Origin of the sequence: Aeromonas sp. 601039 (assembly GCF_049174415.1) — a bacterium.
Classification (GTDB): Bacteria; Pseudomonadota; Gammaproteobacteria; order Enterobacterales; family Aeromonadaceae; genus Aeromonas; species Aeromonas veronii_A.
Genome location: NZ_JAAKTL010000005.1, coordinates 44,698 through 61,337 on the forward strand (window position 1 = coordinate 44,698; position 16,640 = coordinate 61,337).

Below are 16,640 nucleotides of genomic sequence, written 5' to 3' on the forward strand. Positions count from 1 at the left end.
AAGGCCGGGAGCGGTCAGACAAGGATGGAAGTGCTGCTTTTTACCACAAATCAGGGTAAGGCGGAACCTGCAGTTTACAGGGTTATTCACTGCCATTGTCCGGCGCAGACAGCAGCGGCGCCTGTTGGCGCCGCTGTTTGGTGAGGATTGTGCGTCGGATTACTTGAACCAGCTGGTGACCAGCAGTACCAGGTAGTCCCACAGACGGCTCATTAAGCCACCTTCCTGCACCTCTTCCAGAGCGACCAGCGGTACCTGCTTGATCTCTTTGTCACCCTGCTTCAGGAACACGGTACCAACGCGTTGACCCTTGGCCAACGGGGCTTTCAGCTCGCTGTCGAGCTGGAAGTCTGCCTTGAGGTTGTTGCCCTGACCGCGGGTGACCAGCACGGAGACATCCTTGTCGACGCCCAGTTTCACTTCAGATTTGTCGCCCATCCAGATCTTCTGGGTGACCAGCTCGGTGCCTGCCTTGTACGGAGTCAGGCTCTGGAAGAAGCGGAAGCCGTAGGTGAGCAGTTTCTTGCTCTCGGCGGCGCGGGAGGCTTCGCTGCTGGCGCCCAGTACCACGGCGATCAGGCGCATGCCTTCGTTGTTGGTGGCAGAGGAGACCAGGTTATAGCCGACCTGGCTGACGTGGCCGGTCTTGATGCCATCCACTTGCAGGGATTGATCCCACAGCAGGCGGTTGCGGTTGTGCTGGGTGATACCGTTGAAGACGAAGGATTTCTGGGAGTAGATCTTGTACTCCTCCGGCTGATCATGGATCAGTGCCTGACCCAGGCGGGCCATATCACGGGCTGTACTGTAGTGACCCTCTTCATCCAGACCGTGGGGGTTCTTGAACTGGGTGTCCTTCATGCCGAGCTTGGCGGCCCAGGCATTCATCAGGCTGGCGAAGGAGTCGGTACTGCCGGCCAGATGTTCGGCCATGGCGACGCAGGCATCGTTGCCGGACTGGATGATGATGCCCTTGTTCAGGTCATCGACAGAGACCTGCTTGCCCACCTCGATAAACATCTTGGAGGAGTCTGAGTAGTTCTTGGACCAGGCGTTCTGGCTGATGGTCACCATGTCGGTGCCCTTGATGTTCCCCTTGTGCAGCTCGTCGCCAACGATGTAGGAGGTCATCATCTTGGTCAGGCTAGCAGGGGGCAGACGCTCGTCGGCGTTCTGCTCGGCCAGCACCTGACCGGAGTAGTAGTCGATCAGGATATGGGCCTTGGCGGAGATCTCCGGCGCGGCGGGAACCACCACTGGGTTGGCGTTCGGCGTGGGTGTCGGCACCGGCGTATTGGCCTGAGCGGTTACGCTGATCAGTGAGGCCAGAAGAACTGAACGGGCAAATTTGGACATCTTGAAATTCCTGCGAGCCAGATGGGGATAAAATGCGGGCCTAACTATACCAGATGCGCCCGCAGGTTATAGTCCGACATGGCGATCATGACTGGTTTTTTATCCATCAATCCCTGCCATCACGCCATAAAGCGACGTGATGGCGGGGCCGGGAGATTGGTCACCGCCGCTGTCAGAGGAGGGATCAGGGCACGATAAAGGCCTGTTCCAGTCCCCCTTGCCGTACTTTTTCCAGCAGTGCGGCTTGTTTATCCGCCTCCACCGGGCCAATCAGCACCCGGAAAATGGCGCCATGAGCATCGATCCGGTAGGGCACGCCGTAACGCTGGGTCATCACCTTGCCCATCGCCTCGGCCCGATCCCGGGAGCCGCTGGCCAGTACCTGGATCATCTTGCCATCACCACTGCTGGCAGGAGCTGCGGTCTTGGCGGGAGCTGGCTTGACAGGTGCCGCTTTGGCGGGCGTGGTCGCGGGCGCCTTGACGGGAGCGGGTTCGGCAGCGGGAGTGGCCATCGCCAGTGCGGTTGGTTCACCCAGGAAGCCATCTTGCGACAGCGTGTTGGAGGCCGCAGCCGGAGTGGTCGGAGTCATTTCGATGGGCTTCATCGGCTCCATGATCACCATCTGATCCGGGGTGTCGCTAATCAGCTCCAGCCGTACTCGGGCCTCACCGCTGTCGACCATCTCCAGCTGCTTGGCCGCTGCGTAGGAGAGGTCGATCAGGCGCGGGCTGTTGAATGGACCGCGATCGTTGACCCGCACTATGGTCTCCAGCCCGTTGTCCAGATTGGTGACCCTCACATAGCTCGGGATGGGCAGGTTGCGATGGGCGGCGCTGAACAGCTTGCTGTCCAGCACATCGCCGTTGGCGGTCTTCTGGCCGTCCAGATCCGGCGACAGCCAGCTGGCGGTGCCCTCTTCGCTGTAGTGTTTGATGTCGCGCCACACCTCGTGCTTCTGCTTGCCGATCCAGTAGTCCCGGTTGCCGCTGGCACTCAGGGGCTCGGGGCGCGGAATGGCGCCGGTGGCTTGCGGGATCTCGATAACGGGTGGCTTGCTGACCGGTGCTTGCGGCTCTACGGGGGCGCTCTGTTCCGGCTGGCTGCTACAGGCGGCCAGCAACAAGCTCAGGCTGAGCGGGAGGAGTTTGTGACGAAGATGCATACGCTTCCTGAATGGCTTGGCTAAGTTGATACACCGCCATCGCATAGAGTGGGCTGCGATTGTAACGGGTGATCACATAAAAGTTATGCCGTGCGACCCAGTATTCCGGTCCATCGGCTTGGGCAAACGCCAGCAACTTGACCGGCGTCTGTGGGGCCAGCGGCGTGGCGAGCTCAATCCCTGCCGCCGCCAGTTCTGACCACTGTTGTGTTAACTCGGGCTCAGGCCTGAGTAGAGGTTCGACTGCCATCAACCCGATCTGGGCCGGTTCCACCACGGATTCGCCCCAGCGCCACTGGTGGCTGGCAAAATAGTTGGCCACGCTGCCGATGGCATCGACCGGGTTGGCAAACAGATCCCGCTTGCCATCCCCGTCAAAGTCGACGGCGTAGTGGCGGTAGCTGGAGGGCATGAACTGCCCCATCCCCATGGCGCCGGCATAGGAGCCCTTGAGGGCATCGAGTTGCCACCCTTCCTCTTTGGCCAGCACCACCAGCTGGGCAAACTCCTTGGCAAAGAAGTCGCTGCGCTCCGGGTAGTGGAACCCCAGGGTGTAGAGGCTATCGAGCACCGGATGACGGCCCATCTGGCGACCGTAGAAGGTCTCGACCCCTATGATGGCCACGATGAGCGAGGCGGGCACCCGATAGGTCTGCTCCGCGCGGGTCAGTGTCTCGGCATGTTGCTGCCAGAACTGCTGGCCGTCACGGATGCGATCTGGGGTAACAAACAGCGGCCGGTAGCGATGCCAGGGTTTGGCCTCCCACGGCTTGCTGATGGTGTCGAGCACCTCCTGCCGTAACTGGGCGCGGGCGACGGCAGCTTGCAGCTCCGCCAGCGGCACCTGCTGCTGGTCGGCGAGCAGGGCCAACCGATCCGGCGCCACGGCGGCGGTCGCCATGATGGTGGCTAGCGAGAGCAGCAATCCAACCCGTCTCATCAGGCCAGCAGCCTTCTATGAGTCTGGATGGACATCAGTATGCCAAAGCCGGCCATCAGGGTCACCATGGAGGTGCCGCCATAGCTCACCAGCGGCAGGGGCACCCCTACCACCGGCAGGATGCCGCTCACCATGCCCATGTTGACGAACACATAGACGAAGAAGGTGAGGGTGATGGCGCCGCCCAGCAGTCGCTCGAAGCTGTTCTGGGCCTGCATCGAGATAAACAGACAGCGGCTGATGACATAGAGATAGAGCACCAGCAGCAGGGCAACCCCCACCAGACCGAACTCCTCGCTAAATACCGCGAAGATGAAGTCGGTGTGGCGCTCGGGCAAGAACTCCAGCTGGGACTGGGTCCCTTGCAGCCACCCCTTGCCGAAGACGCCACCGGAGCCGATGGCAATCTTGGACTGGATGATGTGATAGCCGCGGCCGAGCGGATCCTTCTCTGGGTCGAGCAGCATCAGCACCCGCTGACGCTGGTAGTCGTGCATCAGGAAGAACCAGAGCACCGGCATAAAGGCAAGCAGCAGCAGTACCGCCAGACCGATCAGCCACCAGCTGAGCCCCGCCAGAAAGATCACGAAGAAGCCGGAGGCGGCCACCAGAATGGAGGTGCCAAGGTCCGGCTGGGCGGCGATCAGCAGGGTGGGCAGCAGCACCATGATGAGAGCGATCACCACATGGCTGAACTTGGGGGGCAGCGAGTGGCGGCTGAGCCAGGCCGCCACCATGATGGGCATGGAGAGCTTCATCACCTCGGAGGGCTGGAACTTCATAAAGCCCAGATCGAGCCAGCGCTGGGCCCCCTTGCCGATGTGGCCGAACACGTCCACAGCAATCAGCATCAGCACCACCACGGCGAACAGCGGCACCGACCAGCGGGCGTAGAGGGAGGGGGGCAGCTGGGCCAGGCCGATCATCAGGGCAAAGGCGAGGCCGCCGCGCACCAGCTGGCGCACGATGGAGTCCATATCCTGACCGGAGGCGGAGTAGAGCACCACCATGGAGAGGGTCATCACGGCCAGCAGACCGAGCAGCAGGGGCAAGTCGATATGCAGCTTGTACCAGATGCTCTGCTGGCGGGCAGAATTACTCATTGGGAGCGACCTCACTCGGTTGGGACGGCTTTTCCGGTGCCGGTGGCAGTTGCGGATCAGGGGGCAGCAGATAGGCATCCAGCATCTGGCGTGCAATGGGCGATGCAGCCCGGCCACCGCCACCACCAATGGAGTTTTCCAGTACCAGAGCTACCACCGCTTTGGGTGCCTCGAAGGGGGCATAAGCAACGAACAAAGCGTTATCGCGATGCTCCGCCTTGACAGTCTTGATGTTGTAAACCTGATTTTCCTTCAAACCGACTACCTGGGCTGTGCCCGATTTACCGCCTGAGGAGTAAGGCGCCTTGGCAAACGAGTGACGGCCACTGCCTTCACTGCCATGGTTGACTCGCCACATCCCATCCTGCGCCACTTTCCAGAAGCTGTCGTTCTTGAGCTTGAGGGCGATATTGGGGTTGATAGGGGCATCGACCACCCCCGCCTGCGAAGCGGTGCTCTTGAGCAGGTGCGGGGTGACGTCGTGACCATTCTGGGTCAGGATACTGATCGCCTTGGCCAGCTGGAGCGGTGTCGCGCTCCAGTAGCCCTGACCGATACCGACAGAGATGGTGTCACCCTGATACCAGGGCTGGCGCCAGCGGGCCATCTTCCAGTCACGGGACGGCATGACACCCTTGGTCTCTTCATAGAGATCGACCCCGGTGTACTGACCGAAGCCAAACTTGGTCATATAGCTGTGGATCTTGTCGATGCCGACCCGATAGGCGAGATCGTAGAAGTAGGTATCTGCCGAGACCTCGATGGCGCGATAGACATCGAGCCAGCCATGACCCCAGCGGCGCCAGTCGCGAAACTTCTTGGTGGTACCGGGAATGGAGAAGCTCGGGCCGCCGAAATAGCGGTAGCCCGGGGTGATGGCCCCCTCGTTGAGACCCATGATGGACATCATGGGCTTGACGGTGGAGGCAGGGGCATAGATGCCCTGAGTGGTGCGATTCACCAGTGGCCGCGCCGGATCGTTGAGCAGCGCCGAGTAGTTGGCGCTGGAGATACCGGTCACGAACAGGTTGGGGTCGTAGCTGGGGCTCGACTCCAGGGCCAGGATGGCGCCGGTTTTCGGGTCCATCATCACGATGGCACCGCGCTGGCCAGCCAGCAGTTGCTGGGCCTTGAGCTGCATCCGGACGTCGATATTGAGGTAGATATCCTTGCCCGGAACCGGAGGCTGGAACTTGAGGGTGCGGACAATCCGGCCGCGGTTGTTGACCTCGACCTCCTGATAACCCGCCACCCCGTGCAGCTCATCCTCGTAATACTTCTCCACCCCCTGCTTGCCGATATCCTTGGTGGCGGCATAGTTGGCGAGTTTGTCCTCTTTTTCGAGACGCTCCACGTCGCGGGTGTTGATCTTGGCCACATAACCCAGCGCATGGGTCAGGGTGTCGCCAAACGGGTAGTAGCGCTTGAGGTAAGCCTCGATACTGGCTCCCGGATAGTTGTGCTGGTTGACCGAGAAGAGTGCCACCTGATATTCGGTCAGCTTTTCGTAGAGAGGGACCGGCTTGAAGCGACGTTGGCGTTTCACCTCGGTCAGAAACTTCTCTTTGGTGCCCTCCGGCAGCCCCAGCAGGGCGATCAGCTGGTCAGCGGTTTTTTCAAGATCCCTAGTCTCTTCCGGGACGATTTCCAGACTGTAGACAGGGCGGTTCTCCGCCAGCAGCACGCCGTTGGTGTCGTAGATGAGACCCCGGGGTGGCGCCACCGGCACTACCCGGATGCGGTTGGAGTTGGAACGCGTCTGGTAGGTGTCGTAGGACTCGACCTGCAGATAATAGAGATTGCCCAGCAGCACCAGCATCAGCACGACGATGCCGATGTAGGCTACCAGGGTGCGCCGGAAGAACAGATTGCCCTCGGCACTGTGATCGCGCATCTCGATGCGTTGTTTCAGCATGCCTTTACCTCAAGACCCTTGGGGGCAATAAGAGCAGGAACTGCATTGTTCACTCTCTGTGATAGGGGTGATTGGTCGTTATGCTCCAGGCACGGTAGAGGCTCTCGGCCACCAGTACCCGTACCAGCGGATGGGGCAGGGTGAGCGGTGACAGGGACCAGCTCTGTTCGGCAGCAGCCTTGCACTCGGGGGACAAGCCTTCCGGTCCGCCGACCAGCAGGGCCACATCGCGGCCATCGAGTTTCCACGCCTCCAGCTGGGTGGCCAGCTGCTCCGTGGTCCAGGGCTTGCCCGGAATGTCGAGGGTAACGATGCGCGAGCGCCCCGCAGCCGCCAGCATGGCTTCCCCTTCCTTCTGCAGGATGCGGGGAATGTCGGCATTTTTGCCCCGTTTGCCTGCGCCAATCTCGACGAGTTCAAACGGCATGTCTTTGGGGAAGCGGCGACGATACTCTTCGAAGCCATGCTCTACCCAGGCGGGCATCTTGGTGCCCACCGCAATCAACTGGATCTTCATGGTCGTTACACTTGTGCTCTTATTGCGTATTCATTTGAGCGGCACCGCTCCACAGCTTTTCCAGTTGGTAGAAGTCACGGTGTTCATCCTGCATCACATGCACGATCACCGAGCCCATATCTACCAGCACCCATTCACCGCTCAGTTGCCCTTCCACGCTCAGCAGATCCAGACCCGCGTGGCGGGCCTCGCTGGCCAGATGGTGGGCAATGGCGCTGACGTGACGACTGGAGTTGCCGGAACAGATGATCATGGTGTCAGTAATGCTGGATTTGCCGCGTACATCGAGGGTGATGATGTCGCGGCCTTTCATGTCATCGATCTTGTCGATGATAAAGGCATGCAATTCTTGGCCTTGCAATGAGTCTCTCCTGTATTCCGGCGCGCAGCGTTTGCGTCAGGGCGGCGGATTATATCATGGTCACTCCCGTTTCCCATCGGGTGGGGCGGGATAACGACAGGGGCTAGCGGCGGTTGGCGCGGTAGAGCCCCTGTTGATCAATATAGTGCGCAACCGACTCGGGCAAGAGGTAGCGGGTGTCTTGTCCCGCATCCAGCAAGGCTCGCAGTCGGGTGGCTGACAGTTCGATGGGCTGGTTGTCCGCCAGCCAGATATGACCGGCCAGACGCTGATGCAGCGCGTTGGCATCCGCGGTGTGATGGCGCGCCAGCAGCTGTGCCACCCCGGCCGGATAATCCGGTTGCCAGCCCGGCCGCACGCTCACCACCAGATGGGCATAGTCGAGCAGCTCCTGCCAGCGGTGCCAGCTTGGCAGGCTCAGCAGGGAATCCATCCCCATCAGAAAACAGAGCGGCGTATCGGGCAGTTCATGACGCAGCTCGATCAGGGTATCGATGGTGTAAGAGGGCTTGTCCCGTCTCAGCTCCCGCTCATCCACCACAAAGTGGTGGTTCTCTGCCGCCGCCAGTTTGACCATGGCGAGACGCTGTTCGCTGGAGCAGAACGGATTGGCGCGGTGGGGCGGGATATGGTTCGGGATCAGCCGCATTTCGGCCAGCCCGAGAGCATCGCGCGCCTCGATGGCCGGGCGAAGATGACCGATATGGATGGGGTCGAAGGTGCCGCCAAGCAAACCGACAGGCGCCTTCAGCACGGGCTGCTCTCCATCACCAGCGGCAGCGGGGTGCCATCACGAAAGCCGAGGGCAATGGTCTGCAGCATCAGCCACGCCTGTTCGGTATCAAAGCGGCGCTGGGCGCCATCCAGTTGCGCCATCAGCTGCCATAGTTGTTGCAACTTGGCGAAGGGGAGACGAGTCAGCGCCTGTTGAATGAGCTGCTGGCGGCTCTGCCAGATGCGCAGGCGGCTGAAGTGCTCACCCAGCGGCTGGCCGTTGCGCATCGCCAGCGACAGTTCGGTCAGCTGCTCCAGCTCGCGGCAGAGGGTCCAGGCCAGCATCCCCGGCTCGGTGCCTTCGGCCCGCAGGGCGGCCAGAATGCGCTGGGCCCGGTTCACCTTGCCCTCCAGCAGGGTATCGACCAGCTGGAACGGGGTGAAGTGGGCGTGGCGGATAATGGTCTCTTGCAGATAGGTGACGCTGATGGGCTGGGGCGGCGAGAGCAGGGTCAGCTTCTCGATCTCCTGACTGGCGGCCAGCAGGTTGCCCTCGTAGGAGTGGCACATGAAGTTGATGGCATCCGGCAGCGCCTTGAGGCCGAAACGCGCAAAACGGGCGCTCATCCAGCGCGGGAAGAACTTGGGCTCCGGATGGTTGACCGGCACATAGGTGCCAATCTGATAGAGCTTGTCGAACCAGGCTGCCTTCATCTGGGTCTGGTTGAGGCGACCGCCACTCAGCACCAGCAGCAGGTCGGGATGAAGCTGCTTGCCAATTTCGCTGATGCGGGCAGCGAGATCCTTGTCCACCTTGGCGGGCAGCTCCAGCTCGATGATCTGGCGGGCGGAGAAGAGGCTCATCGCCTGACAGGCATCGTAGACCTGATTCCAGTCCAGCCCCTGCTCCACCACGAAGGTGTGGCGCTCATCGAAACCCTGCTTGCGGGCGATCTGACGAATGGCATCGATGGCCTCCAGTCGCAGCAAGGGCTCGTCGCCAAAAACGAGATAGCAGGGCCGAAGCCCTGCTTTGAGGTGGTCACCAAATTGTTCCGGGTAGATCCGCATCAGAAGCTGACCTGACTCAACTGCCGGATCACCTGATTGGCCGCCTGCTCCTGCATTTCGCGGTTGAGCTGCTCCTGCTCACGGGAGGAGGCGAGCGCTGCATCCGGCTTGTTGAGGAAGCTGCGGTTGAAGTTGATCGGGAAGACCTGAGTCGGCTTGCCCGGTACCGAGATGGTGAACTGGGTACCAAAGCCCAGCACATATTCGGTGTCCGTCCCCAGCGCGTTGACCGAGGCGACCTGACTGGTGCTGCCTACGCCGCCCAGAGTGAGCACCGGAATGCCCTCCTTGTCGGCCAGGGTCACGCCAGAGGCCTTCAGACGGGTGGTAACCATCCGGTAGAAGTCGCTCTTGTTGTCGCCCACGACCTTCATGGTCATCAGCTCGGCCGGGATGCCGTTGCCGCGCATGTGAAAGCCGCAGCCTTGCAGCAGCAGACCAGCCAGCACGATGGCCATCCAGCGGGTGAAGATGGTGCCCATAGAAAATCCTCTTTGCATTAAGGGAAAGCGGCGGGCGCAGGGCCCGCCGTTATCATCCGTTTGCTGTTACAGATTGGCAATGATCAGTTGGCAGCCAATTAGTTAGCGACAATGTTGAGCTGTCATGGGCCGGTAAGTCGTTACCCATGAGTGGCCACACAGTCAGCCAAGGTCGCCAAATGGTATGACATCAGTTGGCAACCGATCAGTTAGCGACAATATTGAGCAGCTTGCCAGGTACATAGATCACCTTGCGCACGGTCAGCCCGTCGGTGAACTTCTGCACGGAGGCATCGGCCATCGCCAGCTTCTCGACATCGGCCTGGCTGATCTCGGCCGGCACGGTCAGTTTGCCGCGCATCTTGCCGTTGATCTGCACCACCACCAGCTTCTCGGTCTCGACCATGGCCGCTTCATCGGCCACCGGCCAGGCTGCGTGATCGATGTCGTCGCCCTTGCCCAGCATCTTCCACAGCTCGAAGCCGATGTGAGGGGTGATGGGGTAGAGCATGACTACCACGGCTTCCAGCGCTTCCTGCATCAGGGCGCGGTCCTGCTCGTCGTTGCCGAGCTTGGCCAGATTGTTCATCAGCTCCATGATAGCGGCGATGGCGGTGTTGAAGGTCTGACGGCGACCCACGTCATCGCTTACCTTGGCGATGGTCTTGTGCAGTTCACGGCGTACCGCTTTCTGCTCGTTGGTGAGAGCAGCTACATCCAGTGCGGCAACGGCGCCACCGGAAACGTGTTCGAAGGTGACGCGCCACAGGCGACGCAGGAAGCGCTGGGCGCCCTCTACGCCGGAGTCGGACCACTCCAGGGTCATCTCGGCCGGAGAGGCGAACATCATGAACAGACGGACGGTATCGGCGCCGTAACGCTCGACCATCAGCTGCGGGTCGATGCCGTTGTTCTTGGACTTGGACATCTTGGTCATGCCGGAGTGCATTACCTCACGACCTTCGTTGTCGATGGCCTTGGTGATGCGACCCTTCTCGTCACGCTCTACCTTGACGTCGGTCGGGCTGACCCAGACGTTGCCGCCTTTCTCGTCTTTGTAGTAGAAGGCGTCGGCCAGCACCATGCCCTGGCAGAGCAGGCGCTTGAACGGCTCGTCGCTGTTGACCAGACCCGCGTCACGCAGCAGCTTGTGGAAGAAGCGGGCATAGAGCAGGTGCATACAGGCGTGTTCGATACCGCCGATGTACTGATCCACCGGCAGCCAGTGGTTGGCAGCCGCCGGATCCAGCATGCCCTTGTCGTAGTCCGGGGAGCAGTAGCGCGCGTAGTACCAGGAGGACTCCATAAAGGTGTCGAAGGTATCGGTCTCGCGGAACGCTTCCTGACCGTTGTAGGTGGTCTTGGCCCACTCGGCGTCGGCCTTGATCGGGCTCTGGATACCGTCCATCACCACATCTTCCGGCAGCAGCACCGGCAGCTGGTCTTCCGGCGTCGGCACCACGGAGCCGTCAGCCAGGGTCAGCATCGGGATGGGGGCACCCCAGTAGCGCTGACGGGAGACACCCCAGTCACGCAGGCGGTAATTGACGGTGCGCTTGCCCTTGCCGAGCCCTTCCAGCTTGCTGGCGATGGCATCGAAGGCGCCCTGGAAGTCGAGACCGTCAAACTCGCCGGAGTTGAACAGCACGCCCTTCTCGGTATAAGCCGCTTCGCTCACGTCGACGTCGCCATCAACCGGTTTGATGACAGCCTTGATGTCGAGGCCATATTTGGTGGCGAATTCGAAGTCACGCTGATCGTGGGCCGGAACTGCCATCACGGCGCCGGTGCCGTAGTTCATCAGCACGAAGTTGGCGACCCAGACCGGTACCTTGCGGCCATCCAGCGGGTGAATGGCATAGAGGCCGGTGGCCATGCCCTTCTTCTCCATGGTGGCCAGCTCGGCTTCGGCTACCTTGGTGTTCTTGCACTCTTCGATAAAGGCGGCCAGCTCCGGATTGTTCTGGGCTGCTTGCAGCGCCAGCGGGTGACCGGCGGCGATACCGACATAGGTGACGCCCATGAAGGTGTCCGGACGGGTGGTGTAGACCTCCAGCTGCTCAGCCTGACCCTCGATGGCGAAGCTGATGTTGACCCCTTCGGAGCGGCCAATCCAGTTGCGCTGCATGGTCTTGACCATTTCCGGCCAGCCTTCCAGATTGTCGATGTCGTTGAGCAGCTCTTCGGCGTAGTCGGTGATCTTGATGAACCACTGGGGGATCTCTTTCTGTTCCACCGGGGTATCACAGCGCCAGCAGCAGTTGTCGACCACCTGTTCGTTGGCCAGTACGGTCATGTCGTTCGGGCACCAGTTGACGGAGGAGGTCTTCTTGTAGACCAGACCCTTTTCGTAGAGCTTGGTGAAGAACCACTGTTCCCAGCGGTAGTAATCCGGTTTGCAGGTGGCGACTTCACGATCCCAGTCATAACCCAGACCCAGCATCTTCAGCTGGTTCTTCATGTACTCGATGTTTTCGTAGGTCCAGGGTGCCGGCGCGGTATTGTTTTTGATCGCGGCGTTCTCGGCCGGCAGACCGAATGCATCCCAACCTATGGGTTGCAGCACGTTCTTGCCATTGAGGCGTTGATAACGGGAGATCACATCACCTATGGTGTAGTTACGAACGTGCCCCATGTGTAGTCGACCAGACGGATAGGGGAACATGGACAGGCAGTAGAACTTCTCCTTGTCTACCTTCTCCACGGCCTTGAAGGTTTTCTTGGCATCCCAGTGCTTTTGCACTGCTGGTTCGATTGATTGGGGAACGTATTGCTCTTGCATTGGTGACATCCGGATCTGTGAAATGAATAGATAAATCAGCTGGGAAATCGCAATAGAATACCCATATCCTGCGGCGGCAACAACCGCCAGCGTCCCTTGGGCCTTAAGCCGGGCCAGATCAGGGTTTAGTAGAGGAGTTAGAGCCATGGACAAACGTCAAAAAGGGTACGAAGCCTTCATTGCCGAGCTGCAAAAACAGTGGCAAGAGACTGAAGAGTTCCAGGGGGAGCGCCTCAACCGGATGATTGCCAAGGTGCAGGCCTATCTGGAGGCTGCCAGCGACCTGACCCAGGACGAACTGGCGCTCATCGCCGAGTACGTGAAGCGAGATCTGGGCAACTATGACGAGGGGCGCCATGACGATAGTGCGCAGGTGGAAGAGTCTGCCTTTATGCTGGCCCTCAAAGACACCGTGTGGTCCTGGCTGGCGGATGTGACCGACCGCGCCCAGGTGGAGTGGCGCGAGCTGGCCGACGAGCTGGAGCATAAGGGTGTTTACGAAGCGGGTGACTGGGTAGGGCTCGGGGTCATGGTGTGCGACCAGTGTGGCTGGCGCCATACCGTGCTGCACCCCGAGCAGCTCGATACCTGCCCCGAGTGCGGTTGCGCCGAGTATCATCGTGAGCCGCTCTCGCCCTGAGTCATGCCATCAAGGCGGACGAGATAACGAGCAAAAAGGCGCCATCAGGCGCCTTTATCTTGCTTGCAGGTTTCGTCGGGGCGTTTACTTGCCGGCGACGGAGAGGCCGCCAAAACGGATCTGCGGGGCGTAGAAGCCCTTGCCGTCGTTGTGGTGCAGGGTATCGCCGACCGCTTCCAGCTCGCCCAGCAGGCGGTAGAAGTTGCCCGCCACCGTGATGCCGCGCACCGGCTGCAGGCGAACGCCATCGCGGCAGAGGAATCCTGATGCGCCAAAGGAGAAGTCGCCGCTCACCGCATCGGCACCCGAATGCAGGCCATCCAGCTTGACCAGCTCCAGATAGTCGCCGCTCTGCACTTCCGCTTCGCAGTGGGGGCCCGCTCCAAACACCAGATGGCGAGCGGTCACATCGAGGGCGCTGCGGGCACCGCGAGCGGCCGAGCCGTTGCTGGCGACGCCAAAGTGGCGGGCGGTGGCGCTGTTGTGGAGCAGGGTTTTCAGCTCCCCTTCGCCAATCAGCAGCAGATCCGAGCTGGCCGCCCCCTCGCCATCAAACGCCTTGATGTTCATGCCGCCCGGCATATAGACCCGGCTTTCCAGAGTAAGCCAGCGTGACGCTACGCTCTGGCCGACCTTGCTGCGCCAGGGGTTGATCCCTTGTTGGGCCCACTTGCCCGACAGCACACCCTGAAAGCAGCCAAACAGGCTGGCGAAGCAGTTGGTGCTAAAGATGACGCTGTAGCGACCGCTCGGCACCGCTTCACCGGGCAGCAGACCATCGGCGATGGCGTAGATCTGCTCGATCAGGGCCTGGCTATCCAGCTCGTCGAAGCGACGGCCATACTGCCCCTGCGAGTGCATCGACTGGCGGCTATCCCGTTCCACCAGCGCCGAGGTGTAGCAGCCGACGCTGAACTCGCCGTGCTGGCAGAGGGTGCCCTGACTGTTGGCGAGCCAGAGCTGGCTCTCCCCTTCGAAGAAGCTGTTGTAGGGGGCGCCGCTCACATCGGGCATGGCCAGCATGTCAGATTCGAGGCGCAGGGCCAGAGCGATCTTCTCCTCAACCGGCGTGGTATCGGGCTGGTTGATCTCGGCGCAATCTGTGGTGATCCGGCTATTGGCCACCGAGATGCGCTGATCCGGGTCAACCTTGGCAAAGCGGCTGGCATCGAGCGCATCTTGCAGCATGGCATCGAGCGCTGACTCATCGAGCGCTTCCGAGTAGGCGATGCCGACCCGGCCCTCTTTGATCAGGCGAATACCGAGTTGCTGGCTGCTGGTGACCTTGTATTCCCCCAGCTCGCCCTTGTCTGCCTTGAGGGAGAAGGCCTTCTCCTGATTGGCGATGATGTCTGCCTCGGCGTTGAGGTCGGCCACTTTATCCAGCAGGCGGGTGAGCAGTTGATTCATGTCGATGGTGCTCATCAGGCGTTCCCTCCCACCAGAATATTGTCCACTTTCAGCGCTGGCTGGCCCACCGAGGTGGGGACCGAGCCCGAGACCGAGCCGCACATGCCTGCGGCCAGCGCCAGATTGCGGCCCACCATGGAGATCTCTTTCAGCACCTGCGGGCCGGTGCCGATCAGGGTGGCCGACTTGAGCGGCTCGGTGATTTTGCCGTGCTCGATGAGATAGGCCTCCTGCACATTGAAGTTGAACTCGCCGGTGCCGGGCTGTACCGAGCCGCCCCCCATCTTCTTGGCGTAGATGCCGTGCTCTACCGTGGCCAGCATATCGTCGAGGCTGTGGTGGCCCGGTTCGATATAGGTGTTGCGCATGCGCGAGGTGGGGGCGTACTTGTAGGATTCGCGCCGCCCGGAGCCGGTGCGGGCGTAGCCCGTCTTGAGGGCGCCCATTCTGTCCACCAGAAAGCCGGTCAGAACGCCGTCCTTGATGAGCTGGGTGTGCTGGGTCGCCATCCCCTCGTCATCGACGTTGATGGAGCCCCAGGCGTTGCTCTGCAAGCCTTCATCCACCGCATTGACCACCGGATTGGCGATGAGCTGGCCCATCTTGTCGTGGAATACCGAGGCCTTTTTGGCCACCGAGGTGGTCTCCAGCAGATGACCGCACGCCTCGTGGAAGATGACGCCGCCAAAGCCATTCTCCATGATGACCGGCAGGGTGCCGCTCGGGCAGGGAGCCGCCCCCAGTTTCACCAGTGCCTGACGGGTGGCGGTGAGGGCCAGCTCGCGCGGATCGATGCGATCGGCATGCTCCCACCCCATCAGGGCGCCGGGGGCCTCGTAACCAACGCTCTGCTCGCTCCCTTCCATGGCGATGGTCTGGGCCATGATGCGGTTGTAGTGGCGGCGATCGGCCACTTGCACGCCTTCGCTGTTGAAGATCTCCACCTCCTGCTCCCAGCCCAGCACGTTGCCGGAGAACTGGCTCACCTTACTACTCTCGGCACGGGCCACCGCATCCATGGCGTGCAGATAGGCGATCTTCTGCTCCAGCAGCTTGTCTGCCGACAAGGGCAGGGCCACCGGGTTGCGATCGCTCAGGCGGGTGAAATCGAAGGCGGTGGCGGTCACCACGGGGTCGCGGCGGTCTTTGGCCGCCAGCAGGGTGACGATGCGCAGCAGCTCGTCGCGGCTGGCTTGGTTGGTGTAGCCGTAGAGCACCTTGTGGCCGTAACAGAGGCGCACACCGATGCCGAAATCGAGGCCACCGCTGATGTTCTCTATCTGGCTGGAGAGCAGGCTGAGCTGGCTGCGGCGCTTGCGCTCGACAAACAGCTCGGCAAAATCGGCACCCAGCACCAGCGCGTGATCGAGCACGTCACGGGCGATGGCGGGTGCCAACAGGGAGAATGGGGTCATAGAATATCCTTTTCTGGTCTGTCCGTTTGCTTCCGACATCCGGCTCTGATTGTTATGGGATGTCGAGTCCATTGTTGCAGACCAGCACAAAAAAGTCGCTATAGCGTCATGCGATGATACCGATTGAGAAAATCGGTGCGATAACTGCGCCTGGGCGGCCACATCCACAGGGAGTGGCCGCCTTGAGATGAGTGAAAAAGATCAGAGCAGGGCGTGGATTTCGCTCAGGATCTGTTCGACCCACTGCTCGATGCGCGGATCGGTCTGGTCATATTGATTGGCATCGTCCAGCGCCAGCCCGACGAAGTGACGGCCATCGTCGATCAGTGCCTTGGAGGCATCGAATTCGTACCCTTCGTTGGGCCAGTAGCCCACCAGCTTGACCCCTTTTGGCACCAGCTGATCGTGCAGCATGCCGAGGGCGTCCTGGAACCATTCGCCATAACCGAGCTGATCGCCGAGGCCAAACAGGGCCACGATGCGTCCCTCCAGATGGAGATCGGCGATATCTTCCCAGCGGGACTCCCAGTCCTCCTGCAGTTCGCCGAAATCCCAAGTGGAGATGCCGAGGATCAGGATCTCGTAATCCTCCATCCGGCGCAGGGAGACATCCTTGATATTGTGAATATCCACCAGCTCGGGGCCGATGAGGGCGCGGATCTTCTCGGCTGCCATCTCGGTGTAGCAGGTGGTGGAACCGTAAAACAGACCAATCTTCATCGCTCTTCTCTCTGTTGGCGCTTTCTCGCTTGCTTTGGCGCGTTCTCGC

The 16,640-nt window shown here is 60.9% G+C and carries 15 protein-coding genes; 1 reads left to right on the forward strand and 14 read right to left on the reverse strand.

The features are described from left to right. Positions 1 to 159: 159 nt before the first annotated feature. The 11 genes from G5195_RS06155 to leuS form a co-directional block, all read right to left on the reverse strand. The gene (locus G5195_RS06155; RefSeq protein WP_216953014.1) at positions 160 to 1,356 is read right to left on the reverse strand and encodes a D-alanyl-D-alanine carboxypeptidase family protein; all 1,197 of its coding nucleotides are present in this window, start codon (positions 1,354 to 1,356) and stop codon (positions 160 to 162) included. Between the two features lie 184 nt (positions 1,357 to 1,540). Continuing rightward, positions 1,541 to 2,521, reverse strand: coding sequence for a septal ring lytic transglycosylase RlpA family protein (locus G5195_RS06160; RefSeq protein WP_421221875.1), 981 nt, complete (start codon positions 2,519 to 2,521; stop codon positions 1,541 to 1,543). Beyond that, a complete protein-coding gene (gene mltB, locus G5195_RS06165; protein WP_227342063.1) occupies positions 2,463 to 3,461 on the reverse strand; it encodes a lytic murein transglycosylase B in 999 nt (332 codons plus the stop codon). The genes G5195_RS06160 and mltB overlap by 59 nt, the downstream gene beginning before the upstream one ends. Continuing rightward, entirely contained in the window at positions 3,461 to 4,564 is a 1,104-nt protein-coding gene (rodA, locus tag G5195_RS06170) for a rod shape-determining protein RodA (RefSeq protein ID WP_227342064.1), read from the reverse strand. Before rodA ends, mltB begins: the two co-directional genes overlap by 1 nt. Next, positions 4,557 to 6,479, reverse strand: a complete 1,923-nt coding sequence (mrdA, locus tag G5195_RS06175) for a penicillin-binding protein 2 (protein WP_421235954.1) — start codon at positions 6,477 to 6,479, stop codon at positions 4,557 to 4,559. Before mrdA ends, rodA begins: the two co-directional genes overlap by 8 nt. A 49-nt stretch (positions 6,480 to 6,528) precedes the next feature. Beyond that, positions 6,529 to 6,996, reverse strand: coding sequence for a 23S rRNA (pseudouridine(1915)-N(3))-methyltransferase RlmH (gene rlmH, locus G5195_RS06180; RefSeq protein WP_005335166.1), 468 nt, complete (start codon positions 6,994 to 6,996; stop codon positions 6,529 to 6,531). Between the two features lie 19 nt (positions 6,997 to 7,015). Next, positions 7,016 to 7,357 (reverse strand): ribosome silencing factor, encoded by a 342-nt coding sequence (gene rsfS, locus G5195_RS06185; protein ID WP_005335165.1) that lies wholly within the window; start codon positions 7,355 to 7,357, stop codon positions 7,016 to 7,018. Positions 7,358 to 7,460: 103 nt separating this feature from the next. Continuing rightward, the gene (gene nadD / locus G5195_RS06190; RefSeq protein WP_216953018.1) at positions 7,461 to 8,111 is read right to left on the reverse strand and encodes a nicotinate-nucleotide adenylyltransferase; all 651 of its coding nucleotides are present in this window, start codon (positions 8,109 to 8,111) and stop codon (positions 7,461 to 7,463) included. Further along, entirely contained in the window at positions 8,105 to 9,142 is a 1,038-nt protein-coding gene (gene holA / locus G5195_RS06195) for a DNA polymerase III subunit delta (protein ID WP_216953019.1), read from the reverse strand. Before holA ends, nadD begins: the two co-directional genes overlap by 7 nt. After that, the gene (gene lptE, locus G5195_RS06200; protein WP_421235955.1) at positions 9,142 to 9,624 is read right to left on the reverse strand and encodes an LPS assembly lipoprotein LptE; all 483 of its coding nucleotides are present in this window, start codon (positions 9,622 to 9,624) and stop codon (positions 9,142 to 9,144) included. Before lptE ends, holA begins: the two co-directional genes overlap by 1 nt. A gap of 205 nt (positions 9,625 to 9,829) precedes the next feature. After that, complete coding sequence (gene leuS, locus G5195_RS06205; RefSeq protein WP_376897164.1) at positions 9,830 to 12,406, reverse strand: leucine--tRNA ligase; 2,577 nt, start codon at positions 12,404 to 12,406, stop codon at positions 9,830 to 9,832. Between the two features lie 145 nt (positions 12,407 to 12,551). On the opposite strand from leuS, the gene G5195_RS06210 reads away from it, so the two are divergent. Further along, on the forward strand, positions 12,552 to 13,046 hold the full coding sequence (locus G5195_RS06210) for a zinc ribbon-containing protein (RefSeq protein WP_106842836.1): 495 nt from the start codon (positions 12,552 to 12,554) through the stop codon (positions 13,044 to 13,046). Between the two features lie 84 nt (positions 13,047 to 13,130). Here G5195_RS06210 and G5195_RS06215 read toward each other — a convergent pair whose 3' ends face one another. The 3 genes from G5195_RS06215 to fldB form a co-directional block, all read right to left on the reverse strand. Then, a complete protein-coding gene (locus G5195_RS06215; protein WP_421221881.1) occupies positions 13,131 to 14,471 on the reverse strand; it encodes a TldD/PmbA family protein in 1,341 nt (446 codons plus the stop codon). Then, positions 14,471 to 15,871, reverse strand: coding sequence for a TldD/PmbA family protein (locus G5195_RS06220; RefSeq protein ID WP_421221883.1), 1,401 nt, complete (start codon positions 15,869 to 15,871; stop codon positions 14,471 to 14,473). Before G5195_RS06220 ends, G5195_RS06215 begins: the two co-directional genes overlap by 1 nt. A gap of 201 nt (positions 15,872 to 16,072) precedes the next feature. Continuing rightward, positions 16,073 to 16,591 carry a flavodoxin FldB gene (gene fldB, locus G5195_RS06225; protein ID WP_005335151.1) on the reverse strand — a complete coding sequence of 173 codons (519 nt, stop codon included), beginning with the start codon at positions 16,589 to 16,591 and terminating at the stop codon, positions 16,073 to 16,075. Positions 16,592 to 16,640 lie beyond the last annotated feature (49 nt).

Bases quoted from the DNA above. Each gene is read 5' to 3' on its own strand.
- G5195_RS06155 (WP_216953014.1), bottom strand. From the start codon at position 1,356: ATGTCCAAATTTGCCCGTTCAGTTCTTCTGGCCTCACTGATCAGCGTA.
- G5195_RS06160 (WP_421221875.1), bottom strand. From the start codon at position 2,521: ATGCATCTTCGTCACAAACTCCTCCCGCTCAGCCTGAGCTTGTTGCTG.
- mltB (WP_227342063.1), bottom strand. From the start codon at position 3,461: ATGAGACGGGTTGGATTGCTGCTCTCGCTAGCCACCATCATGGCGACC.
- rodA (WP_227342064.1), bottom strand. From the start codon at position 4,564: ATGAGTAATTCTGCCCGCCAGCAGAGCATCTGGTACAAGCTGCATATC.
- mrdA (WP_421235954.1), bottom strand. From the start codon at position 6,479: ATGCTGAAACAACGCATCGAGATGCGCGATCACAGTGCCGAGGGCAAT.
- rlmH (WP_005335166.1), bottom strand. From the start codon at position 6,996: ATGAAGATCCAGTTGATTGCGGTGGGCACCAAGATGCCCGCCTGGGTA.
- holA (WP_216953019.1), bottom strand. From the start codon at position 9,142: ATGCGGATCTACCCGGAACAATTTGGTGACCACCTCAAAGCAGGGCTT.
- lptE (WP_421235955.1), bottom strand. From the start codon at position 9,624: ATGGGCACCATCTTCACCCGCTGGATGGCCATCGTGCTGGCTGGTCTG.
- leuS (WP_376897164.1), bottom strand. From the start codon at position 12,406: ATGCAAGAGCAATACGTTCCCCAATCAATCGAACCAGCAGTGCAAAAG.
- G5195_RS06210 (WP_106842836.1), top strand. From the start codon at position 12,552: ATGGACAAACGTCAAAAAGGGTACGAAGCCTTCATTGCCGAGCTGCAA.
- G5195_RS06215 (WP_421221881.1), bottom strand. From the start codon at position 14,471: ATGAGCACCATCGACATGAATCAACTGCTCACCCGCCTGCTGGATAAA.
- G5195_RS06220 (WP_421221883.1), bottom strand. From the start codon at position 15,871: ATGACCCCATTCTCCCTGTTGGCACCCGCCATCGCCCGTGACGTGCTC.
- fldB (WP_005335151.1), bottom strand. From the start codon at position 16,591: ATGAAGATTGGTCTGTTTTACGGTTCCACCACCTGCTACACCGAGATG.